The organism is Prosthecobacter gellanilyticus, from assembly GCF_007992435.1.
GTDB classification, from domain to species: Bacteria; Verrucomicrobiota; Verrucomicrobiia; order Verrucomicrobiales; family Verrucomicrobiaceae; genus Prosthecobacter; species Prosthecobacter gellanilyticus.
The window spans coordinates 1-18,151 of sequence record NZ_BKAG01000008.1; the positions used below are offsets into that span (position 1 = coordinate 1).

Annotated in this window: 14 protein-coding genes; 2 read left to right on the forward strand and 12 right to left on the reverse strand. The window is 60.1% G+C overall.

Annotated features, from left to right (window positions below; genetic code table 11):
- Positions 1-33: 33 nt before the first annotated feature.
- From BGE01nite_RS07160 to ychF, 7 genes are all read right to left on the reverse strand, one after another.
- Positions 34-954 (reverse strand): alpha/beta hydrolase, encoded by a 921-nt coding sequence (locus tag BGE01nite_RS07160; RefSeq protein WP_146849750.1) that lies wholly within the window; start codon positions 952-954, stop codon positions 34-36.
- Positions 955-959: 5 nt separating this feature from the next.
- Positions 960-2,120: a Gfo/Idh/MocA family protein gene (locus BGE01nite_RS07165; RefSeq protein ID WP_146849751.1), complete on the reverse strand. Its 1,161-nt coding sequence runs from the start codon at positions 2,118-2,120 to the stop codon at positions 960-962.
- A 33-nt stretch (positions 2,121-2,153) separates the two neighbouring features.
- Positions 2,154-3,629 carry a sulfatase gene (locus tag BGE01nite_RS07170; RefSeq protein WP_146849752.1) on the reverse strand — a complete coding sequence of 492 codons (1,476 nt, stop codon included), beginning with the start codon at positions 3,627-3,629 and terminating at the stop codon, positions 2,154-2,156.
- A complete protein-coding gene (locus BGE01nite_RS07175; RefSeq protein ID WP_146849753.1) occupies positions 3,626-4,510 on the reverse strand; it encodes an SMP-30/gluconolactonase/LRE family protein in 885 nt (294 codons plus the stop codon). The genes BGE01nite_RS07170 and BGE01nite_RS07175 overlap by 4 nt, the downstream gene beginning before the upstream one ends.
- The gene (locus tag BGE01nite_RS07180) at positions 4,507-6,072 is read right to left on the reverse strand and encodes a LamG-like jellyroll fold domain-containing protein (RefSeq protein WP_146849754.1); all 1,566 of its coding nucleotides are present in this window, start codon (positions 6,070-6,072) and stop codon (positions 4,507-4,509) included. Before BGE01nite_RS07180 ends, BGE01nite_RS07175 begins: the two co-directional genes overlap by 4 nt.
- Positions 6,069-6,602, reverse strand: coding sequence for a sigma-70 family RNA polymerase sigma factor (locus tag BGE01nite_RS07185; protein WP_218032923.1), 534 nt, complete (start codon positions 6,600-6,602; stop codon positions 6,069-6,071). Before BGE01nite_RS07185 ends, BGE01nite_RS07180 begins: the two co-directional genes overlap by 4 nt.
- 81 nt (positions 6,603-6,683) lie before the next feature.
- Positions 6,684-7,799 carry a redox-regulated ATPase YchF gene (gene ychF, locus BGE01nite_RS07190; protein WP_146849755.1) on the reverse strand — a complete coding sequence of 372 codons (1,116 nt, stop codon included), beginning with the start codon at positions 7,797-7,799 and terminating at the stop codon, positions 6,684-6,686.
- Between the two features lie 102 nt (positions 7,800-7,901).
- On the opposite strand from ychF, the gene BGE01nite_RS07195 reads away from it, so the two are divergent.
- Entirely contained in the window at positions 7,902-9,227 is a 1,326-nt protein-coding gene (locus BGE01nite_RS07195; protein ID WP_146849756.1) for a Gfo/Idh/MocA family protein, read from the forward strand.
- 8 nt (positions 9,228-9,235) lie between these two features.
- Here BGE01nite_RS07195 and BGE01nite_RS07200 read toward each other — a convergent pair whose 3' ends face one another.
- Positions 9,236-10,060, reverse strand: coding sequence for an SWIM zinc finger family protein (locus tag BGE01nite_RS07200; protein ID WP_146849757.1), 825 nt, complete (start codon positions 10,058-10,060; stop codon positions 9,236-9,238).
- Between the two features lie 58 nt (positions 10,061-10,118).
- On the opposite strand from BGE01nite_RS07200, the gene BGE01nite_RS07205 reads away from it, so the two are divergent.
- Entirely contained in the window at positions 10,119-10,724 is a 606-nt protein-coding gene (locus BGE01nite_RS07205) for a hypothetical protein (protein ID WP_146849758.1), read from the forward strand.
- Between the two features lie 108 nt (positions 10,725-10,832).
- On the opposite strand, the gene BGE01nite_RS07210 is transcribed toward BGE01nite_RS07205, so the two are convergent.
- The 4 genes from BGE01nite_RS07210 to BGE01nite_RS07225 all read right to left on the reverse strand — a co-directional run bounded on the left by BGE01nite_RS07210 (position 10,833) and on the right by BGE01nite_RS07225 (position 17,943).
- Positions 10,833-12,152 (reverse strand): Gfo/Idh/MocA family protein, encoded by a 1,320-nt coding sequence (locus tag BGE01nite_RS07210; protein WP_146849759.1) that lies wholly within the window; start codon positions 12,150-12,152, stop codon positions 10,833-10,835.
- 824 nt (positions 12,153-12,976) lie between these two features.
- A complete protein-coding gene (locus BGE01nite_RS07215) occupies positions 12,977-14,245 on the reverse strand; it encodes a hypothetical protein (RefSeq protein ID WP_146849760.1) in 1,269 nt (422 codons plus the stop codon).
- 128 nt (positions 14,246-14,373) lie between these two features.
- Positions 14,374-15,624, reverse strand: a complete 1,251-nt coding sequence (locus BGE01nite_RS07220) for a hypothetical protein (protein ID WP_146849761.1) — start codon at positions 15,622-15,624, stop codon at positions 14,374-14,376.
- Between the two features lie 774 nt (positions 15,625-16,398).
- On the reverse strand, positions 16,399-17,943 hold the full coding sequence (locus tag BGE01nite_RS07225; RefSeq protein WP_146849762.1) for a PQQ-binding-like beta-propeller repeat protein: 1,545 nt from the start codon (positions 17,941-17,943) through the stop codon (positions 16,399-16,401).
- Between the last annotated feature and the right edge of the window lie 208 nt (positions 17,944-18,151).

Here is an 18,151-nt window from a genome sequence, read left to right on the forward strand (position 1 = left end):
GGGCGTCATCCCAGTCCAGCGTACGATGATGGATCACTTCGTCTTCTTCAGGTGGTGGTTGAAGAAGGTATCGCAGGCGGACACGCAGGTATCAAAGGCCTTTTGCTGGCCGAGGAAGGCGTGGGGTGCCTGCGGGATGAGCGTGAGGCCGGTGGGAATGCCGAGTTTTTCCAGATCAACGCGGGCATCGTCCGCATGAGTGCTGGCATCATCGAGTTCGCCGGCCATGAAGGCGAGAGGAGGATCGGTCTTCTCTAGATGATGACGTGGCGAAGCAAGCGCGTAGGTTTGTGGAATCTTCTTCTGCGAATCACCGAGGAAGGTGCGGTAGAAGGGATCATCGGCCTTGCTGCTGAGTTCACCGATGCGTGCGCTTTCCAGATCACTCTGGGCACCCATGGCCACGCAGGCCTGCACGGCGCTGGATTGATCCGCATTGCCACCTTCGCCTTCGAGTTCTTTCACTCCGCCACTTGTGCTGAGCAGCGCTGCGAGATGACCGCCTGCGGACAAGCCGGTGACACCGATGGAGTCTGACAGAATGCCGAACTTCTCGGCGTTGGCGCGGAGAAAGCGCACAGCTGCTTTGCAGTCCTGGATCGCAGCGGGAAACTTCGCCTCGCCACTAAGGCGATAGCTGATGGTCGCAGTCACATAACCTTTCGCGGCCAAGGCCTGCGCGAGGTTTGCCATGGAGTTGCGATCGCCTTTGAACCAGCCGCCGCCATGGATGCAGATGATGGCAGGCAGCGGGTTGCCTGCCGCTTTGGGCCGCCAGAGGTCCAGTAGCATCTCGCGCTCACCATAGGTAGCGTAGACGAGGGCTGGATGAGCATCGAGCGAAGAAGTGAGCTCGGAGGAAAGCTTGGTGGGTTCTGGCTTCGCTTTCGCTGGCTGCTGAGCAGCGACGGTGGAAGCAAGAACGAGGGCGAAGAGGCAGGTGAGAGGTCGCATGAGGATCAGACTTTAACGTCCACCTTCGCACCACCTTGCTTCGCAGATGCATAGATGGCTTCGACGATGCGGATGTCGCGCAGGCCCATGGCTCCATCGGCTTTGAAGGGTGTCTTGGTGGTGATGGATTTGGCGAACTCGTCCAGCAGTGTGGCGAGCTGAAGCGTGTTCTCGGCTTCGACTTCTTTTTTGTTGATGACGAGACGTTTGGCGTTGGGTTTGCCTGCGCCGCTCTGACCATAGACACTGCCTTGCGGGAGGCCTGGCAGCACCTCGACACTGCCTTTGGGGCCAAGTGTGGTGCATTGGTGGAAGTTGTTGCTGTAGCTGGCACGGCAAAGGGCCTGGAAACCATCATCAAAGAGCAGTTCGAAGCTCATGGTTTCCTCCACGCCTTCGGGGAAGAAGTCTTTATGACGTGTGGTGGGGAAGCCGCGAACGGATACGGGAACCTTGCCGGTGAGGTAGCAGGCGGCCTGCACGGGATACACGCCGGTGTCAAACATGGCACCGCCGCCCGCCATCTTGGGATCAAGCAGCCATTGCTTGATGTTCTTGCGCTTCTCCGGATCTGCGAGGCCGTTGGCATAGCCCCAGGAGAACTCGTAGTTGCCATTGGAGAGGTCGCCCACGGCACCGTTGCGCAGGGCTTCGATGGCCTTGATGTGATGCGGCTCCCAATGCAGGCGGTAGTTCACGCCGAGGAGCACGTTGGCTGCTTTCGCTGCCGCGATCATGGCCTCGCACCGCTCGCTGTTGGTGGCCATGGGCTTTTCGCACATGACGTGCTTGCCTGCCTTCGCCGCCGCGATGCTGTGCTCAGCGTGGAGGCTGTTAGGCGTGACGACGTGCACGATCTGGATGTCGGCGTTGTCAGCGAGCTTCGCCATGTCGGCATAACCAAAGATGTTCTTCTCGGAGAATCCGTATTGCTGTGCCCACTCACGGCCTTTGGCAGCGTCACCTGTGATCGCTCCGGCGAAGTAGACGTTCTTCGCCGTCGGCAACTCAGGGGCGATGCTCTGTTTGCTGAAGCCGCCGAGGCCGCAAAGAGCCACGCCGAGCTTGCCCTCGCGGGCGCTTTGGGCACGAACCAGAGCATTGAGGCCGATGATGGCGGGAGCAGCGATCTTGATGAAGGAACGGCGTGAGGTGGGCGAGATCATGGTAGCAGGTGAGGTAGAGCGATGCGTGAAGTATCAAGGATGACGATAAGCGGGATTGGCACGCAGGAGTTTGGTGTGCTGCTCTACCATCTCGGCGTGATCGGGTTTGGAGACGGTGTTGAAGAGCTCGTCAGGCTTGTTCTGGAAATAGCGGTAGAACTCGCGATCGATGAGCTTGCCATCGAGGCTCCAGCCTTCATGCCATTCCACATAACGTGCCTTGGCGGTGCGCACGGCATAACCAATGATCGGGCTCTTCTTCGTGCCGCGATTGAAGACGTGATAAGCAGCTTCTTTCCAGGGTTGAGATGGATCCGTGAGCAAAGGTGCGAAGCTGCGGCCATCGGTGAGGGGCATCGCTGGCAGGCCACAGAGGTCTAACAAGGTGGGAAAGACATCCACAGTCTCCGCCAGAGCGGAGCATCCGACGTTCGCCTGCTTGCCAGGAGCGCAGACGATGAGCGGACTGCGCGTGGCGCGTTCGTAGTTGGTGGACTTGGCCCACTGATCGAGATCGCCGAGATGCCAGCCGTGATCGCCCCAAAGCACGACGATGGTGTTCTTTTCGAGATCGAGCTCGCGCAGGGTTGCCAGCACCTTGCCGATCTGCGCATCGGTGTAGCTCGTGGCGGCGCAGTAGCCGTGAATGAGATGACGCACGGTGGCTTCATCATAGTCAGCGCCGGGACCGGTGGGGATATTGGACCAGCCTTTGAGGCCGTGATTGCGGGCCAGCTCAGGTGCCTTGGCGGGGAACTCAGGTTGCGGTGGCAGGGGGAGGGAAGCGCGGTCGTAGAGGCCCCAGTATTTCTTCGGCGCGACGAAGGGCAGGTGAGGTTTGTGAAAGCCGACGGCGAGCAGAAATGGCTTGTCCTTGTCGGCAGCGAGCTTCTTCAAGCGATCCACAGCGGTGTTTGCCAGCTCGCCATCGCGATAGCTTTCATCGGGAACGTCCAGCATCTCGAAGAAAGGGCCTCCTCCGTCTTCATCGGACTTCGCCGCCTTCTTGAGAGCTTTCAGTTCCTGGCGCTGCTCGAACTTAGATTTGGTGGAGTCGGCGGTTTTGGCCTCGGTGTGATACTCAGGGGCTTTCGGATGCCACTCTTCATCCCAGGTGTCGCCACCACTGCCGTCCTCGGATTTGCCGTGCCAGATCTTGCCGAGCGAGACGGTGGCATAACCACCTTCATGAAATGCTTTACCCATAGTCGAGGCATTCGCGACCTTCTGCCAGACATGCGGACCATAGACCTGCTGGGTGCGCTCGCTACGCAGAGAGGTGAGCAAGGCCACGCGTGAAGGGATGCAGACGGCGAATTGCACGTAGTGATGATCAAAGCGCACGCCGCGTGAGGCGAGGCTGTCCATGTGCGGTGTCTTCATGAAGTCCACGCCATAGCAGCCGAGCTGCGGGCGCAGGTCATCCACGGCGATGAAAAGCACATTGGGCTTCGCCGTGGCGATGCTCGCGCACAACGCGAGGAAGAGGATGATGTGAATGCGGATCATGGCTGGCACTGGGTGATGTGGCAGGCGTCTTTGGTGGTCACAGCGAGCTTGCCAGCCGTGCCAAAGGAGATGCTGGTGGGCTTGCCGAGCGTGTTCACGAAGCCGAGCACTTTGCCATCTAAGGAGATGATGCGGATGCCATCTCGCATGCAGCACCAGAGGCGGTCTTGGGGATCAAAGGCGAGACCATCGAGACCTTTCTCTAGGAAGGTGGCGAAGACCTCACGCGGGCCGAGGGCGCCATCGGCATTCACGGGAAGGCGGAACATGTTCGGCGTGCCGCTGTCGGTGATGAAGAGGTGCTTTTCATCGGGTGAGAGAGCGATTCCATTTGGCTTGTCGAAGCCATCTGCGGCCTTGCTGAGCTTCTTGGTGGCGGGATCGAAGCGGAAGACAAACTGGCCGTCGAGTTCCTTCACATCCTCTGGGCGTTGCTTGAAGAGGAAATCAGGATCGGTGAGCCAGAGCGTGCCGTCACTTTTGACGATCACGTCGTTAGGCCGGTTCAGGCGCTTGCCTTCGAACTTGTCGGCGAGGATCTCGACCATCTTACTGCTTTCATCCCAGCGTGTGAGGCAGCGATGAGTCTGCTCGACGACGTAGAATCCGCCTTTGCCATCAGGTCGGAAGGAGGTGGCCTCTGGTGAGTCGCTGCGCCACGTGACGAGACCGGTCTTTTCCGACCACTTGAAGGCGAGGTGATCGTGATGCGCGGCATAGTGCAGGGTATCGCCGATCCACTGCGCACCTTCACAACCCGCGTAACCGCTGCCGAGGGTCTTCCAGGAGGCACCTGGAGCGAAGATGCCGGGGACGTTGCACTCGACTGGCGTGTCAGCCAAGGCGCTGGCGGCGAGCAAAGAGAGGAGCAGGGCTTTCATTCGGGTCTGCCGTGTTCAAAGACGCTCCGCACCTCGTCCGCGGTGAGCACGGACTTGTAGATGGCGAACTCATCGATGGCACCATTGAGGTTGCGAATGGGGAAGAGATGTCCGGCAGTGGGCAGGCCCCAGTTACCGATTTCACAAGGGCCGAAGGTGATGTCGCGACCCGGCACATGGATCTTGGAAACCTGACGACCGACCTCTTGCCCATCGAAGTACTGGGTGACCTTGCCGCTTTCATTGTCGTAGGTGACGGCGAGATGATGCCAGCGGCCGAGACTGTCCGCGGCGAAAACAGGTTTGCTGTAATACATTTGATTATACTTCACACTCTTTGGCGCATCGGCAGGGCGATACATGATGGAGAACATGAGGCTGCCATCCTCGTGGATCTGCCAGTGAGGCTCACCGTTGTCATAGCCATCCGTGAGCAGCAGCGAGTTGTACTTCTTGTCCACGCTGTCCACCTTCACCCAGCAGGCGAGCGTGATGGCGGAGTAGGTACCGTCGAGGTTCAGGCGCACGCGATCGCCAGGGCGCTTGAACTCGAGCGCGGCCTTTTCCGGCCAGCGGCCCTGGGTCCACTGCGCGCCCACGGCACCTCCATCACTACGGGGTTGGCGCGGTTCGGCAAAGTTGTTCACCATGCGATCCCAGCGGTCGTTTTCCCAGTGCTTGAAGGGGTAGTAGGCGATGAGGCGCGGATCTTTGCCCATCTGCTGAGACCATGATTGCCATTCGGCAAACCGCTGCTCCTGGCGCTGTTTCATGAGGCCCTGTAGTTCGCTGATGGGAAGGAAGTCCTGTGGCGTGACGGTGAGCTTAGCGGAGGTGAGGGACATGCCCTGCTTCAGGCTTTCGCGCTTGGATTCGGAGGTGTGGGCGATGACTTCCCCATCGAAGACATGCACGGCGCTGGTGTCGTCCTTCACATTCAGCGCAAATTCGGTGCCGAGATCTTCCAGCTTCATGCCGGGGGCATGCATGAGGAAGCCTTTGGCCGCAGGTGGCACATGCACGCGCACGCGGCCGCTTTTGCAGCGGGCTTCCCAGGCGGAGATGACCTCGATCTCAGCAGCGCCTTCGACCAAGGCTGTAGCACCGCTGAAGAACTCGATCTGCGCGAGACCCTTGCTGAGCTTGATGATACCGGGCGTGATCGTGTCGCCACTGCGCAGCGGGCTTTGCGCAAACTCGGCATTCATGGTCTGGCTGAGCATCGCGACGCCGTTGGAGGTCGCTTCCACTTCGGCGGGAGCTTCACGGGTCCAGAGAGCAAAACCCAGTGCGATGGCGGCTGCGGCAGCGAGAAGGGATTTGATCGGCAGACGAATAGGGACAGGCGAATGATTGGTTAGGCTATGAGGGTGTTTAGATTCGCCTGACAGCTTGCCGGTGCTGATCTGAGGTTGCTGAAGTAATCGTGCGTGTTGATCCGCGAGCTCGAGGTAGAAGCGACGTGCCTGCCAATCTTCGCGCAGGATGGCTTCGAGCTGGGCGTGTTGCTCGGGTGTGATCTCGCCATCGAGCTGGGCGTGGATGAGGGATTCGAGGTTCATGCTAGACCCTCCGATTGAAGCTGGCGGCTGACGCAGTCATGCAGGCGCTGGCGCAGCAGCTCCAGATTGCGAAAGAGCGTGCGGCGGCTCATGTCGAAGCGCTGCATCATCTCCTCCGCGCCCTGGCGCAGAGCGTAGCGGCTGGTGACGAGTTCCTTGTCCTGCGGGGTGAGTTTGCTCAGACATCCGTCGAGCACACGCAGGCGCTCATCGAGCTGCGGTTCAATGTGCGTGCGCTCATTCGCGATGAGGTCCATCACGTCCTCGCTGAAGAGCAGGGGAGAGCGAGCGGACTTCTCGCGGTGCTTCTGCACTTGCAGGTAGGCGAAGCGGTAGGCCCAGGGGAGGAAGGGCCGCGTGGCATCGTATTGATCGAACTTCCGAAACAGCGCCACGCTGGTCTCCTGCAGGATGTCACGCGCATCGGCCTCGCAGGGCACGAGGCTGAAGATGTAGCGGAAGAGCTGGTCCTGATGCTGGGTGAGCAGCAGGATGAGGCTCTCCGTGGAGCTGGGAGGTTCGGCACTCATGAAAGTGAGGCAGGGCAGGGTATCATCCCTTGTATCCCTGCCTCAACTCGGAGAGTGCCAGACTATTTCGCAGAAAGTGGCTTAGACATTGAAGCGCCACTCGACGACGTCGCCGTCGCGCATGACGTATTCCTTGCCTTCGATGCGGAGCTTGCCGGCCTCGCGGGCCTTGGCTTCAGAGCCGAGGGTGGTGAGGTCATCGTAATGAACGATCTGCGCTGCGATGAAACCGCGCTCGAAGTCGCCATGAATGACGCCGGCAGCCTGCGGGGCCTTCATGCCTTTCGTGATGGTCCAGGCACGGGTTTCTTTCTCACCGGTGGTCAGGTAGGTCTGGAGGCCGAGCAGCGAATACACACTCTTGATGAGCTGGTTCACGCCGCTGTCCGTCACGCCGAGATCGGCGAGGTAGGCTTTCGCGTCTTCTTCAGGAAGGTCGACGAGCTCGTTCTCAATAGCAGCGCTAACGACGCAGGCACTGGCCGCATGGGCGTGGCTCACATACTCACGCACCTTGGCGACGAAGGCGTGCTTGTCCGGCTCCTTGGAGGCCGTGGCGAGATCGGCCTCGGCGACGTTGCAGGCATAGATGCAAGGCTTGCCGCTGAGTAGGAAGAAGGATTTGAGCAGCTTCTTTTCCTCATCATTGAGGTCGAGCGTGACCGCAGGCTTCATGGCATCCAGATGCGGCATGAGCTTCTGGCAGAGCGCGTGCTCAGCCTGGGCTTCTTTGATGCCGCGCTTGGCGTCTTTTTCAGACTTGTTGAGGCGCTTGCCCACGCTGTCCATGTCCGCCAGGATGAGCTCCGTGTTGATTACCTCGATGTCACGGATCGGGTCCACGCTGCCGTCCACGTGGGTGATGTCACCGCTCTCAAAGCAGCGCACCACGTGCACGATGGCGTCCACCTCGCGGATGTGGCTGAGGAACTTGTTCCCAAGACCCTCACCCTGGCTGGCGCCTTTCACCAGTCCGGCGATGTCCACGAACTCGATGGCCGCAGGCACCAGTTTCTGGGAGCCGCTGAGCTTGGAGAGCACCGCGAGGCGCTCATCCGGCACGATGACGACGCCCTGGTTGGGCTCGATGGTGCAGAAAGGGTAGTTGGCTGCCTCCGCCTTGCGGGTGCGGGTGACAGCATTGAAGAGAGTGGATTTGCCTACGTTGGGCAGGCCGACGATTCCAGCTTGGAGCATAAGGGCGGCGAGGATCGTGCCCCTGAGCCGGTGCGCAATCGAAAAAGCGGGTTGATTCCGGGGTGAAGAACCGGCTTTGGCCTCCGTTTCTCCTCCTCCGCTATGAATCGCCGCCACTTTCTCCAGTCCACCTCCGCTATCGCCGCCTCCTTTGGCTTTCCTGCCATCCTGAGCAGCGCCTCGCCGAACTCCATGCTCCAGGTCGCCAGTATTGGCGTGCACCGCATGGGCGGAAACACCATGCGCAGCGTGGCCTCCCACAAGAAGGTGAAGATCGTCTCCATCTGCGATGTGGATGCCAAGCACCTCGGCCTGGCCGCGAAAGACTTCCCGGAGGCTTCCCAGCACAAAGACTGGCGCGAACTCTTGGCCAAATCGGCGGACAAGTTCGATGCCGTCACCATCGGCACCCCGGACCACAGCCATGCTGGACCCTGCGTGACTGCCTTGCGGGCGAAGAAGCACGTCTATCTCCAGAAGCCCATGGCGCCGACCCTCCACGAGTGCCGCGTCATCACCGAGGAGGCCAAAAAAGCCGGCGTCGTCACCCAGCTCGGCAATCAGGGCCGCTCCAGCATTGAGGCCCGGATGACCGTGGAGATCATCCGCAGCGGCGCCATCGGCAAAGTAAAAGAGGTCATCATGTGGGAGAACAAGCCGCTGAACTGGTGGCCCAAAAACACCACCCTCCGCCCGCAGGGCGATGCCATCCCCGAAGGGCTCGACTGGGACCTCTGGTGCGGCGTGCGCGCCCCTGTGCCCTACCTCGCGGACACCTATCATCCGCAAAACTGGCGTGCCTGGTTTGACTTCGGCTGCGGCGAGATGGGAGACATGGGCTGCCACCACTTCGATACCACCTTTGATGCGCTGAAGCTTGCCCAGCCCACCCGTGCCCGCCTCACCCATGGCGGCAGCAGCGGACCGCTCTGGGGTGAAAAGCGCATCGTCGAGATCGACTTCGAAGGCACGGACTTCACTGCCGAGGACACCTTCCGCCTCACCTGGAACGATGGCGGGGTCGACCCCGACATGACCAAGGTCAAGATGCCAAAAGTTCTCACGATGTTCCCCGCCTCCGGCACCTTCTTCGTCGGCACGGAGGGCGCCATCTTCAAGCCCTACGGCCAGCGCCCCTTCGTGCTGCCTGAGGAAAGCTTCACCGCCGACAAGTATCCGAAGCTCAAAGGCCAGGACCACTACCATGACTGGGTGGATGCCATCCTCGAAGGTCGCAAGAGCTGCGGCGACTTCACCCATGGCGGCCCCCTAACCGAAAGTGTGCTCGTCGGAACCATCACGGATCGCTTCCCCGGCCAGTGGCTCGAGTTTGATCGCGAGACCTGCAAAATCAGCAACCACGAAGCCGCCAACAAGCTCGTGAAGCGCGACTACCGCGATGGCTGGAAGATCGAAGGCCTCGGCTGATCAAGTCCTCAGCCTGCCTCAGGTCCCTTCCGTCGTTTTTGTCCTACGGCTTTCTTCGTCGCCCGCTTCTTGGCAGGCGGCGCAGGAGCCTCTGGTGTCGGCGTTGGCACCACCTCCTCCACCGGCACTTCCAGATCACCCAGCTCAATTCCAAACAGCGCCGAGAGATCCGTCCCTGCCAGGTCTCCATCTCCCACGGACAGATCCGTGATCGTCGCACTGCTCGCATGAGACAGCAGCTCCGCCTGATCCACCCCGCGCAGGGTAAAGAGCAGCTCCGGCTTCGTGTCCAGCAGCACTCCCACCCCATACAGCACTGCCGCCACATGCTTGCACATGTCCGCATGGTCCGGGCATGAGCAGTCAAAGCGGATCTCCTTCGGCTTCGGGAAAAGCCCCCGCTCCGTGTCCGTCAGCACCCGCATCAGCCCATCGCCCAGTCTCCCGGCCAGCAGGTCCAGCATGGATCCCACCTCCCCCGCGCTCGCCTCCACGATCTCCTGCCAGCGCGCCTTCGGCAGCGCCTGGATGCTCACGCTCGTCTCATACAGCTCGGATCCCGCCACCACCGCACGGATGCTCTGCGGCTCCATCTCCAGATTGTACACATTCCCCTGCCGCAGGTAGCTGCGACCCCGTGGCAGGCGCGTCTCATAGTCCTGATACGACTCCAGATTCCGGCACCACGCCTGCCCCCAGAAAGTGGTGCACAGCTTCTGCTTGCCCGCAGGCGCCGCCAGCGCCTCGAACCGCTCGCCACGCTTCTTCCGCTTCGCGATCTGCTTCTGGATCTTCTCTTTGCGCTCCTGCGCATCTTCATATTGCCACCACATGAATCAGCCATTTACACGGCGGCAAAGGTGGCGTCGAGTGTCGTATCACCTCCGCGCTATGAAAACGAAGCTCTTCCAGGTCCTCGCCTGTGTGGCGATGGCTGCCCTCCTCACCTCCTGCCCGGAGACCACCGTGCCGGATAATTTCGGCGCCACCACCATCGGTCTGAAGCCTGAGAATGCCGAGGAATGGGAAGGCTCCTGGCACCCCGTGGATGACCCAAAGGAAGTCTTCGTCTTCCATGTCACCGATGCCCCGAAAGGCCTCATGGAGATCCGTGACGTTCCCGTGCCAGATCCCGCCGCCAGCCCGCAGGATCCTCCGAAGCCGCCCAACATCTACACCCTCATGCTGCGTGACACCGGCGTGACCACCGAAGAAAAACTCCACTTCGCCATCGTCAAGGACACCGCCAAGCCCGGCAACGGCACCCTCTATCTCGTCCGCTATCCGCAGGATGGAGTCTGCATCCTCTGGGGCATTGATCACGAGGCCGTCAGTGCCGCCATCACCAGCGGCGAGATCCAGGGCCTAACCAAACGTGATAAAGACAAGAATCCGCAAAGCGCCCTCGGCGATGATCCTGCGGACTATCCAAAATTGCTTTCACCGAAATTCTGGAAGTGGACCGAGCCCGCCGTCCTCGTGAAGATCAAAAAGTGAAGTGAGCTGAGGAGATATTGGAGCCACCACGAGGTGTGGAAATCACACCCTGCATGGCTCCAGACCATCTGTGCCCTCTGCGTTATCTGCGGTCAAAAATCCCCGTCCTCACACCGGATATTTCCAAGGCGCCCGGTACTCCCGCTTCAGCAGCTTGGAGGCCTCCGCATCACCAATGATCTCCTCCTTCTCCGCATCCCACTGGATGCTCCTTCCGCAGCGCCAGGAGATCATCCCCAGCAGCGGCAGGCAGCTGGATCGGTGCGCGCTCTCAATGTCCGCCACCGGCTGACGCTTCTTGTCGATCGCATCGATGAAGTCCGCCCACAGCGCGCCGATGTTGTGGCTGTCACCCTCAGGTTCCTGGAGCTGGCTGTCACCATGCGTCACCTCGCCTTTCCCGTCGGCGGGGTAAAAGGTCCAGCCATCCTTCCAGCCGATGTGCAGCGTGCCTTTGTCACCATAGAAATAGGCACCCACATTGTGCTTCTCCGGCCCGTTGCCAGCGAACTTCCGGTGCTCCCACACCGCCGTGAAATTCTCGAACTCAAACGTCGCCACCTGATGATCCGGCGCGTCCGTTGTCTGCTCCTTGTCATTTAAAACGGGCGCACCGGCGATCGGCCTCCCACCGGTACAAAAGACCTTCTTCGGACCCTTCTCACCGCTCCACCACAGCACCTGGTCCAGCCAGTGCACACCCCAGTCACCCATCGTCCCGTTCGCATAGTCCAGAAAGCCGCGCCATCCGCCAGGATGCAGCTTCGTGTTGAAGGGGCGCATCGGCGCAGGCCCGCACCACATCTCCCAGTCCATCGTCTCCGGCACCTTGCTGTTCGGCTTCGGCATCTCAGCACCACCACGGCTGTGCGCAAAGAGCCGCACCATGCCCACCTTCCCCACCTTGCCAGATTTTAGAAAGTCCATCGCCGCCACATGATGCGGGCCTATCCGCCGGTGCAGTCCCACCTGCACCACCACGCCAGACTTCTTCGCCGCGTTCACCATCGCCCGGCTCTCGCCGATCGTGTGCCCCGTCGGCTTCTCCACATACACATGCGCTCCCGCTTCACAGGCCGCGATGCTCTGCAGCGCATGCCAGTGGTCCGGCGTGCCGATGATCACGATCTCCGGCTTCGCCTCGTTCAGCAGCTCGCGGTAGTCCTTATACCCCTTCGGCGCATCACCACCGCTCTCGGACTTCACATCCTCGATCCCGTTCTCCAGCACCTTCGCATCCACATCACACAGCGCCACCACCTGGATGCGCCCGGAGGCCATTGCCTCCCGGAGGATGTTCATCCCCCACCAACCGCTGCCGATGAGCGCCGTCCGGTACTTCTTCCCGTCCGCCGCCGCCAATGGCAGCGCAGCAATCGAGAATGAGACAGCAGAAGCCGAGGAAATAAAAGAGCGTCGGGAGGTCATAAAAAACGAATCGAATCAGATCAAAAAGAGAAAGTAAAACGGACAGGAAAAACGAATCCAGCCCCTCAGGTCAATCGCGAACAGGTCGGATTAGGTGCGATTGACCTGGATCCGCCCCAGCGTGGCCAACTTTCTCCGAAAGTTGAGCCTCCTGCGACAGCCGCCGCGTCCTCCCCCAATCCCATTCCAGCCTTGATCTACCTTGATTGACCTGGATCGACCTCGCGGAGCGCAAGTGTCCCCACTCGCAAACGCTTCTCGTGAAATAAAAACAACCTGGATCCACCTGGATTAGCCTGGATCACCCAGACTCTCCCCAGGAGCGCGGGCGCCTCACTCCCCGAAACTCTCCAGCGCCAACGGCGCGTCCTATACCAGCCTAGGGCGATTAGCCCTAGGTTCCCTGAGCCGTACAGCGCCAAGCGCTGAAAGCGCGTTTCATGCTTGGCCAGCCTCGCCCTCCCGTCCAACCCATCGAGCTTGGATCCAGTCGGATTGAGTCGGATCACCCCTTCATCAAAACAACCGTAAACAACGGTCAACCACCGTAAACGATCGTCAACGGCTCCCCTGCCATCCTCTCCCGACCTCCAAATCTCCTGTGAAAAAAGCGCACTCATAGCCCCGCACTCTCCACCACCTCCCCTCATTCTCCAACGGTCCCAAGCGGACCCTTTGGACACCGCGCCCCTCCTCAAATCATCAATCAAAAATCGTAAATCGCTCCACCTCATCCACCTAACAAAAAGAAAAACAAAAAAGCGCCCCCTGCCAACACCAAAGGCAGGAGGCGCTTAGTCCCTTATGCAGGGTCAGCCCTCCGGTCACTCACCGGGGAGAACATAGGGCAGGATCCGCACCAGCCCGGAAACCTGGGGCACGTCCAGCGTGCCTGGCAGCGGATCCGCCAGATAGAAGCCTTCCGCTTCGCTATCGTTTTCATACTGCTTCACCACGCCGCTAAAGCTCACCTTCTTGGGTTTCAGCGGAGGCGTCGCTGGCAGCTTCACGCTTCCGGTGAAGAAGCCCGTCTGCGGGTGAAAGTTCACATCCAGCTTCGCCGCGTTCGGAGCCGGGAACACCGCCTGGTGATTGAGCTTCAGCCGGAAGGGCTGGCTCAGAAACGGCACCGGATCTCTCGACGTTCCAGCGCCTGGGCGATCGGCCGCCAGGAACTCCAGCGTCGCGTTCAGCGGCTGGTCATAGACACCGCGCACAGCATATTCGCCGGAGGCAGGCGGCGTGTAGGGAGCCGTGGAGACCCATCCGCCCAGCTGTCCTCCCGCCGGCCAGATCGGGTCATGGGTCGAGGGGCTCTTGTACCACTGGAACGTGTCTTCGATCACCATCGTCGGCATGTTGCACACCAGCGAATCCTTGCCCCCTGAGGCCTCCAGCATGATCGGCACGCTCAGAAAGTCCGTCAGCGGACCGCTGCCCACCACGTGTTTGCCATCTGGCAGCACCCCCGCAAAGATGGATCTTCCAGAAGGCAGGACGATCAGGGACCCATGGCCGGTTCCCAGCTTTGGGTCATCAGGGGTGGAGTTCTCACCATCCTGGAGGATGGGGCCCGCTCTGAGGAACACCGTGTTGTAGGCGGCAGGGGTGTAGTTCGCATTGCCGTCCCGGCGGATCGTCGGAGCCAGCGCATAGCCTCCCAGGAGGCCCCCGCCGTTTTCGTCGGAGATGTCCCACCACACACCCACGATGCCATTCACGTAGCGCTCCACATGGATGCCGGCCACTCCGCCAGATCCCGGGATGTCAGCGGTATAAAATGGCTCTTCAGGCGTGCTCGATTCGTGCTCAATGAGGACTCCGGTCTTGCGATACGTGAACTTGGGAAATTGCACCCGCAGCGTGAAAGCGCCGCTTTCGGTGATGCTCATCTCCATGACGGCTCCATGCGGGGCCTGGGAGGCGGGAATCGGCAGGTCAGCCGGCGCGAAGTCGATCGTGGTATTGATCGCAGTGGCGAGCGTGGCAGACAGGTCCAGGGCACCGGCAGGCACCGCGGACGAAGCCGCCATGAGCGCCAGGGCAGCCAGAGAACGTTTGACGGAGGTTTTCGGGAGAGATTGGATTTTCACGATGGGTGGATTGTTGCCTTGAGTTGATTGGAGTGAGCTAACCTTGCGTTGTCTTGGTTTGGGGGGATCTGAGAGGCACTGCCCTCCGGTGAGGGCGGAGAGCGCCAGAAGTCGTGTCGTGCCAGAGGTCACTCGTAGTAGGGCGCCATGCGCACACCGCCGGAGACCTTCGGCACATCCAGCGTGCCGGGCTGCGGCTCGGCCAGGAAAAAGCCCTTCGCCTCACCCTCCTCGAAGTAGGGCTCGCCACTCACCGGATCCAGGTAGCGGTGCTGCAGCACCACGCCTGAGAAGTGCACCGTTTTCGACTGTAGCGGCGGTATGTAGGACAGCTTCACCTTCCCAGTGAAGAGGCCCAGCGTGGGCAGGAAGTTCACCTGCAGTTTGTCCGTGTTTGGAGCCGGGAACACCGCCTGGTTGCCGCTCGTCAGGGTGAAGAGCTTTTCCAGGAAACCATAGTCGTTCGTCTCAGGCCGGTCCGGGCTGCGCAGCCAGATCCGCGCGTTCAGCGGCCCGCCTTGGCTGCCCAGGAGAATCCGTTCACCCCGGGCGGGCGGCGTGTAGGCCGCCGTCCGCGTCCCGATGTAGGTCTGTCCTCCGGAAGGGAGCAGTGGGTCGTGAGGGGAAGCCCCCTTCACCCACAGCATGAAGCCATCCACCGGACCGCCCAGGAAGTTGTCCACCGCTGCCACATGGCCCGTCGCCGTGTCCCGGCCTGAGGATGTGCGCAGCATCATCGGCACATTCAGAGGCCAGCTGCCATTCACCAACTGCCCGCCACCTGTCACGCTCTGACCATCCGGCAGCGCCCCCGCAAAGACGGACGCGCCTGAGGTGCTGATCAGCAAGATGCCGTAGCCCGCTCCGGTCTGCACCTGGGGCTTGCTCGGGTCATCCGGTGTCAGTCCATCCGTGGGCAGAGTCACCGTGCTGTAGGCTTCCGGCTTGGTGGAGGGCTCCGTTGCCAGAGGTTCGTCGCGGCTGATTGCTGGCATCAGGAAACCCGCATACACATAGTTCCCGTCGCCATCTCTCCATTCCAGGGCGATCTCGCCCGTGCCATCGCGATAGGCCTTCAGGTAAAGCCCGCCGCTGGTCTCTCCCAGATCAGCCACATACAGAGGATCATCCGGCGGACTGTTCTCATCCACCGTGAACACCCCGGTTTGGTGGTGCACATGGTCCGCAAACCGAATCGTGAGGGAAAGCGCCCCGCTGGGAGTGATCTCCATGCGGCCGATCGCACCTCGGCGGTTTTCCTCCGCCGAAATGGGGGTCGAGAAGGCACCGTTAGGCAGCTCGGTAAAAGCGCCGTGGGCCGAGCCAGAGATGTCCTGGTCCTGAGCCAGTGAAAGCGAGGAAGCCGCGAGCATTGCCATGGCAGCCAGGGAACGTCTGACTGTCGATATGGCGGAAAATAGGGGGTTCATTGAAAATGAAGACCTCGGGTGAGGTGGACACAGCCTGCCATGATTAATCTTTAGGAAACAAGATAAAAACTTAATCAAATGACAAATTATATTCGAACGTGATTTAGTCTTGATCGAGAGGCGCAGAGTTGGCTACGATGAACCGTTTATCTCAAAATATAGAAACTCTGCTTTCTTCGGATCTTGGGCGCAGTAGGAGCACATAACTCCTGCTTGTGATAAGCATCACCAAGCCATCATGGTTTGCGCCAGTGATCACGCAAAAGACTAACAATCAACGAGATAAAGTCGTCAGTGGGCAGACTCAATGGCATGACCGTTCAGCACATCCATTTTTGCGTATTTACAATGTGATATGATTCGTCCTTTTGCCTAACTGCAAAGAAAACCATTCATTGAAAGTCAGGCCTCATTCACCCACTCACCTTCTTTTCGAATCTCGCATGGTGAAGTCATTGTAGTTACAATGTCATTCATCAACATTGGTTAGCCCAAAACCCTCTGTCCATCAGAGTCTTCCAAGATGCTCCCCAATTCAAGGAAATTGCCTATAACGGAGAGACGTGAAGGTCACTTGCGCCACCCCGCCTCGCAAGCCCCTCTCTGAAACATTCGTGTCTCTTCGTGTCCATTCGTGGTTAAAAATCCAGCCCGACGAATCTCGCAGGTTCATCCTTCGCAGTCTTGTTACGGAGAACGGATCGGATTTCGTCATTCCCCACCTCACTTCTCCGGCCGCAGATCAAAGCACACCAGCTTCTCCCGCTGCCGCACGATCAGCTTGCCATTGCTCAGCGCAGGTGAGGTGCAGCCCATGCCCTCGATCTTCGGCCGCGCGATCTGGTGATATCCATCCGCTGCCGCTTTCACCACGCGCAGATGCGTGCCGTTGTTTTCGAAGACCATGAGCTTTCCATCCGCCAGGATCGGAGACGTGATCGTGCTCTGCACCTCGTTCTCCAGCCAGCTCACCTTGCCCGTCGCCAGCTCCACGCACTGGTGCTTGCCACCGCACATCAGATACACATGACCTTCATGAATGATCGGGCTGCCGCTGTAGCGCATGGTGACCCAAAAGTGTGACCACGCGGCCTTCGGCGGACCTTCCTTCTGCCATTGATAAGCCCGCAGGCCCACATCCTTCGTGCCGCTGTAAATCACCAGCCAGTCACCCTGCGTCACGGGGGTGGACTGACCGCCGCCTTCGATCTCCCAGAGCATGGCTCCATCCTTCGGCGAGACACCATGCACGCTGTTGTTGCCTACCATCACCAGCACCGGATCGCCCGAGGAGGGCTGCCACAGCGCCGGGCTGCCTGTGCTGCTCTTCACCTTCTTCTGCTCCCAGAGCAGCTTGCCATCCTGCGCTGAATACGCCTGCGCATGACCTGCCGCCAGATACACCACACCATCCACAATTAGCGGTGAGGCCGCCGGCCCTTGCGCGGGCAGCGCCACCTTCCACAGCTGCTTTCCATCCTTCTGGTCCAGACAGTAAAAGTGCGTGCTGCAGGCCGCATAAACCTTTCCATCCACGGCGGCGGCTGTGCTGCTGCTGCCACGGCCGGTTGGCTTGCCTTCCGCTTCAAACTTCCACACCTGCTTGCCCGTGTTGATGTCCAGGCACACCACCACATCCTTGCCCACCTTGATGGTGTTCGGCACCGCGGAGAGCAGCTTGTCCTTCATCGGTTGGGAGAACTTCTCCTCCTCCATCCATTTCTTGAATTCGTCCGCCGTGGCAAAGGGCTTGCCTTCACGCTTCGCCGCCCGGGAAATTTCCTCCAGCGGCAGCGCGGTGGCTCCGGCCTTGAAGCGGGACTCCACCCATTTGCCCAGGCTGATGTCCTCCTTCGGCGTCAGGTTCGCCTTCCGCCATTCCAGCATCCATTCATCCATTTTCGCTCCGCGCAGTTTCGGCAGGTTCAGGCGTGTCTCTTCCAGCTTCTTCATCAGCTCTGGTGACACTCCACGATAGTTCAGTTGCTGCATCACCTCCGTGTCGATCTCCCGCTGCTCGGATGCCACGCGATCATGCCACACCACCGACATGATCACCTGCTCCCCTGACACCACAGGGCTGCCATGACCACCGTAGTGATCACTCGGGATGTAGTCACTCTCCCACACCTTCTTCAGCCCCGTCTCCGGAAAGCTCTCCGCGATCGGCGTGGTATCCGTCGATACCCCATCCCTGTTCGGCCCCCGCCACTGCGGCCAGTCCGCCAGGCTCAGCGAAGTAGCCGCCAGCACCGAAAACGAAGTCATCAAACTCAAAGAACGAGCACGAGAAAAGATCATACCTTCCGAAACGTCTGCCCGAAGCACGCCTTTCACCGCACCCCATCCCTGACCTGCTCATCAGAGCCATTACCCTGCCGTACGTTGTTCACGCTTCAACGTGTCCGGAACCTCTTCGCGTGAAAAAGCCACAAACATCCCCCAAGTCCGCCTTCAACCAACCGGGAACAGCGAA

Bases quoted from the DNA above. Each gene is read 5' to 3' on its own strand.
- BGE01nite_RS07160 (WP_146849750.1), bottom strand. From the start codon at position 954: ATGCGACCTCTCACCTGCCTCTTCGCCCTCGTTCTTGCTTCCACCGTC.
- BGE01nite_RS07165 (WP_146849751.1), bottom strand. From the start codon at position 2,120: ATGATCTCGCCCACCTCACGCCGTTCCTTCATCAAGATCGCTGCTCCC.
- BGE01nite_RS07170 (WP_146849752.1), bottom strand. From the start codon at position 3,629: ATGATCCGCATTCACATCATCCTCTTCCTCGCGTTGTGCGCGAGCATC.
- BGE01nite_RS07175 (WP_146849753.1), bottom strand. From the start codon at position 4,510: ATGAAAGCCCTGCTCCTCTCTTTGCTCGCCGCCAGCGCCTTGGCTGAC.
- BGE01nite_RS07180 (WP_146849754.1), bottom strand. From the start codon at position 6,072: ATGAACCTCGAATCCCTCATCCACGCCCAGCTCGATGGCGAGATCACA.
- BGE01nite_RS07185 (WP_218032923.1), bottom strand. From the start codon at position 6,602: ATGAGTGCCGAACCTCCCAGCTCCACGGAGAGCCTCATCCTGCTGCTC.
- ychF (WP_146849755.1), bottom strand. From the start codon at position 7,799: ATGCTCCAAGCTGGAATCGTCGGCCTGCCCAACGTAGGCAAATCCACT.
- BGE01nite_RS07195 (WP_146849756.1), top strand. From the start codon at position 7,902: ATGAATCGCCGCCACTTTCTCCAGTCCACCTCCGCTATCGCCGCCTCC.
- BGE01nite_RS07200 (WP_146849757.1), bottom strand. From the start codon at position 10,060: ATGTGGTGGCAATATGAAGATGCGCAGGAGCGCAAAGAGAAGATCCAG.
- BGE01nite_RS07205 (WP_146849758.1), top strand. From the start codon at position 10,119: ATGAAAACGAAGCTCTTCCAGGTCCTCGCCTGTGTGGCGATGGCTGCC.
- BGE01nite_RS07210 (WP_146849759.1), bottom strand. From the start codon at position 12,152: ATGACCTCCCGACGCTCTTTTATTTCCTCGGCTTCTGCTGTCTCATTC.
- BGE01nite_RS07220 (WP_146849761.1), bottom strand. From the start codon at position 15,624: ATGGCAATGCTCGCGGCTTCCTCGCTTTCACTGGCTCAGGACCAGGAC.
- BGE01nite_RS07225 (WP_146849762.1), bottom strand. From the start codon at position 17,943: ATGACTTCGTTTTCGGTGCTGGCGGCTACTTCGCTGAGCCTGGCGGAC.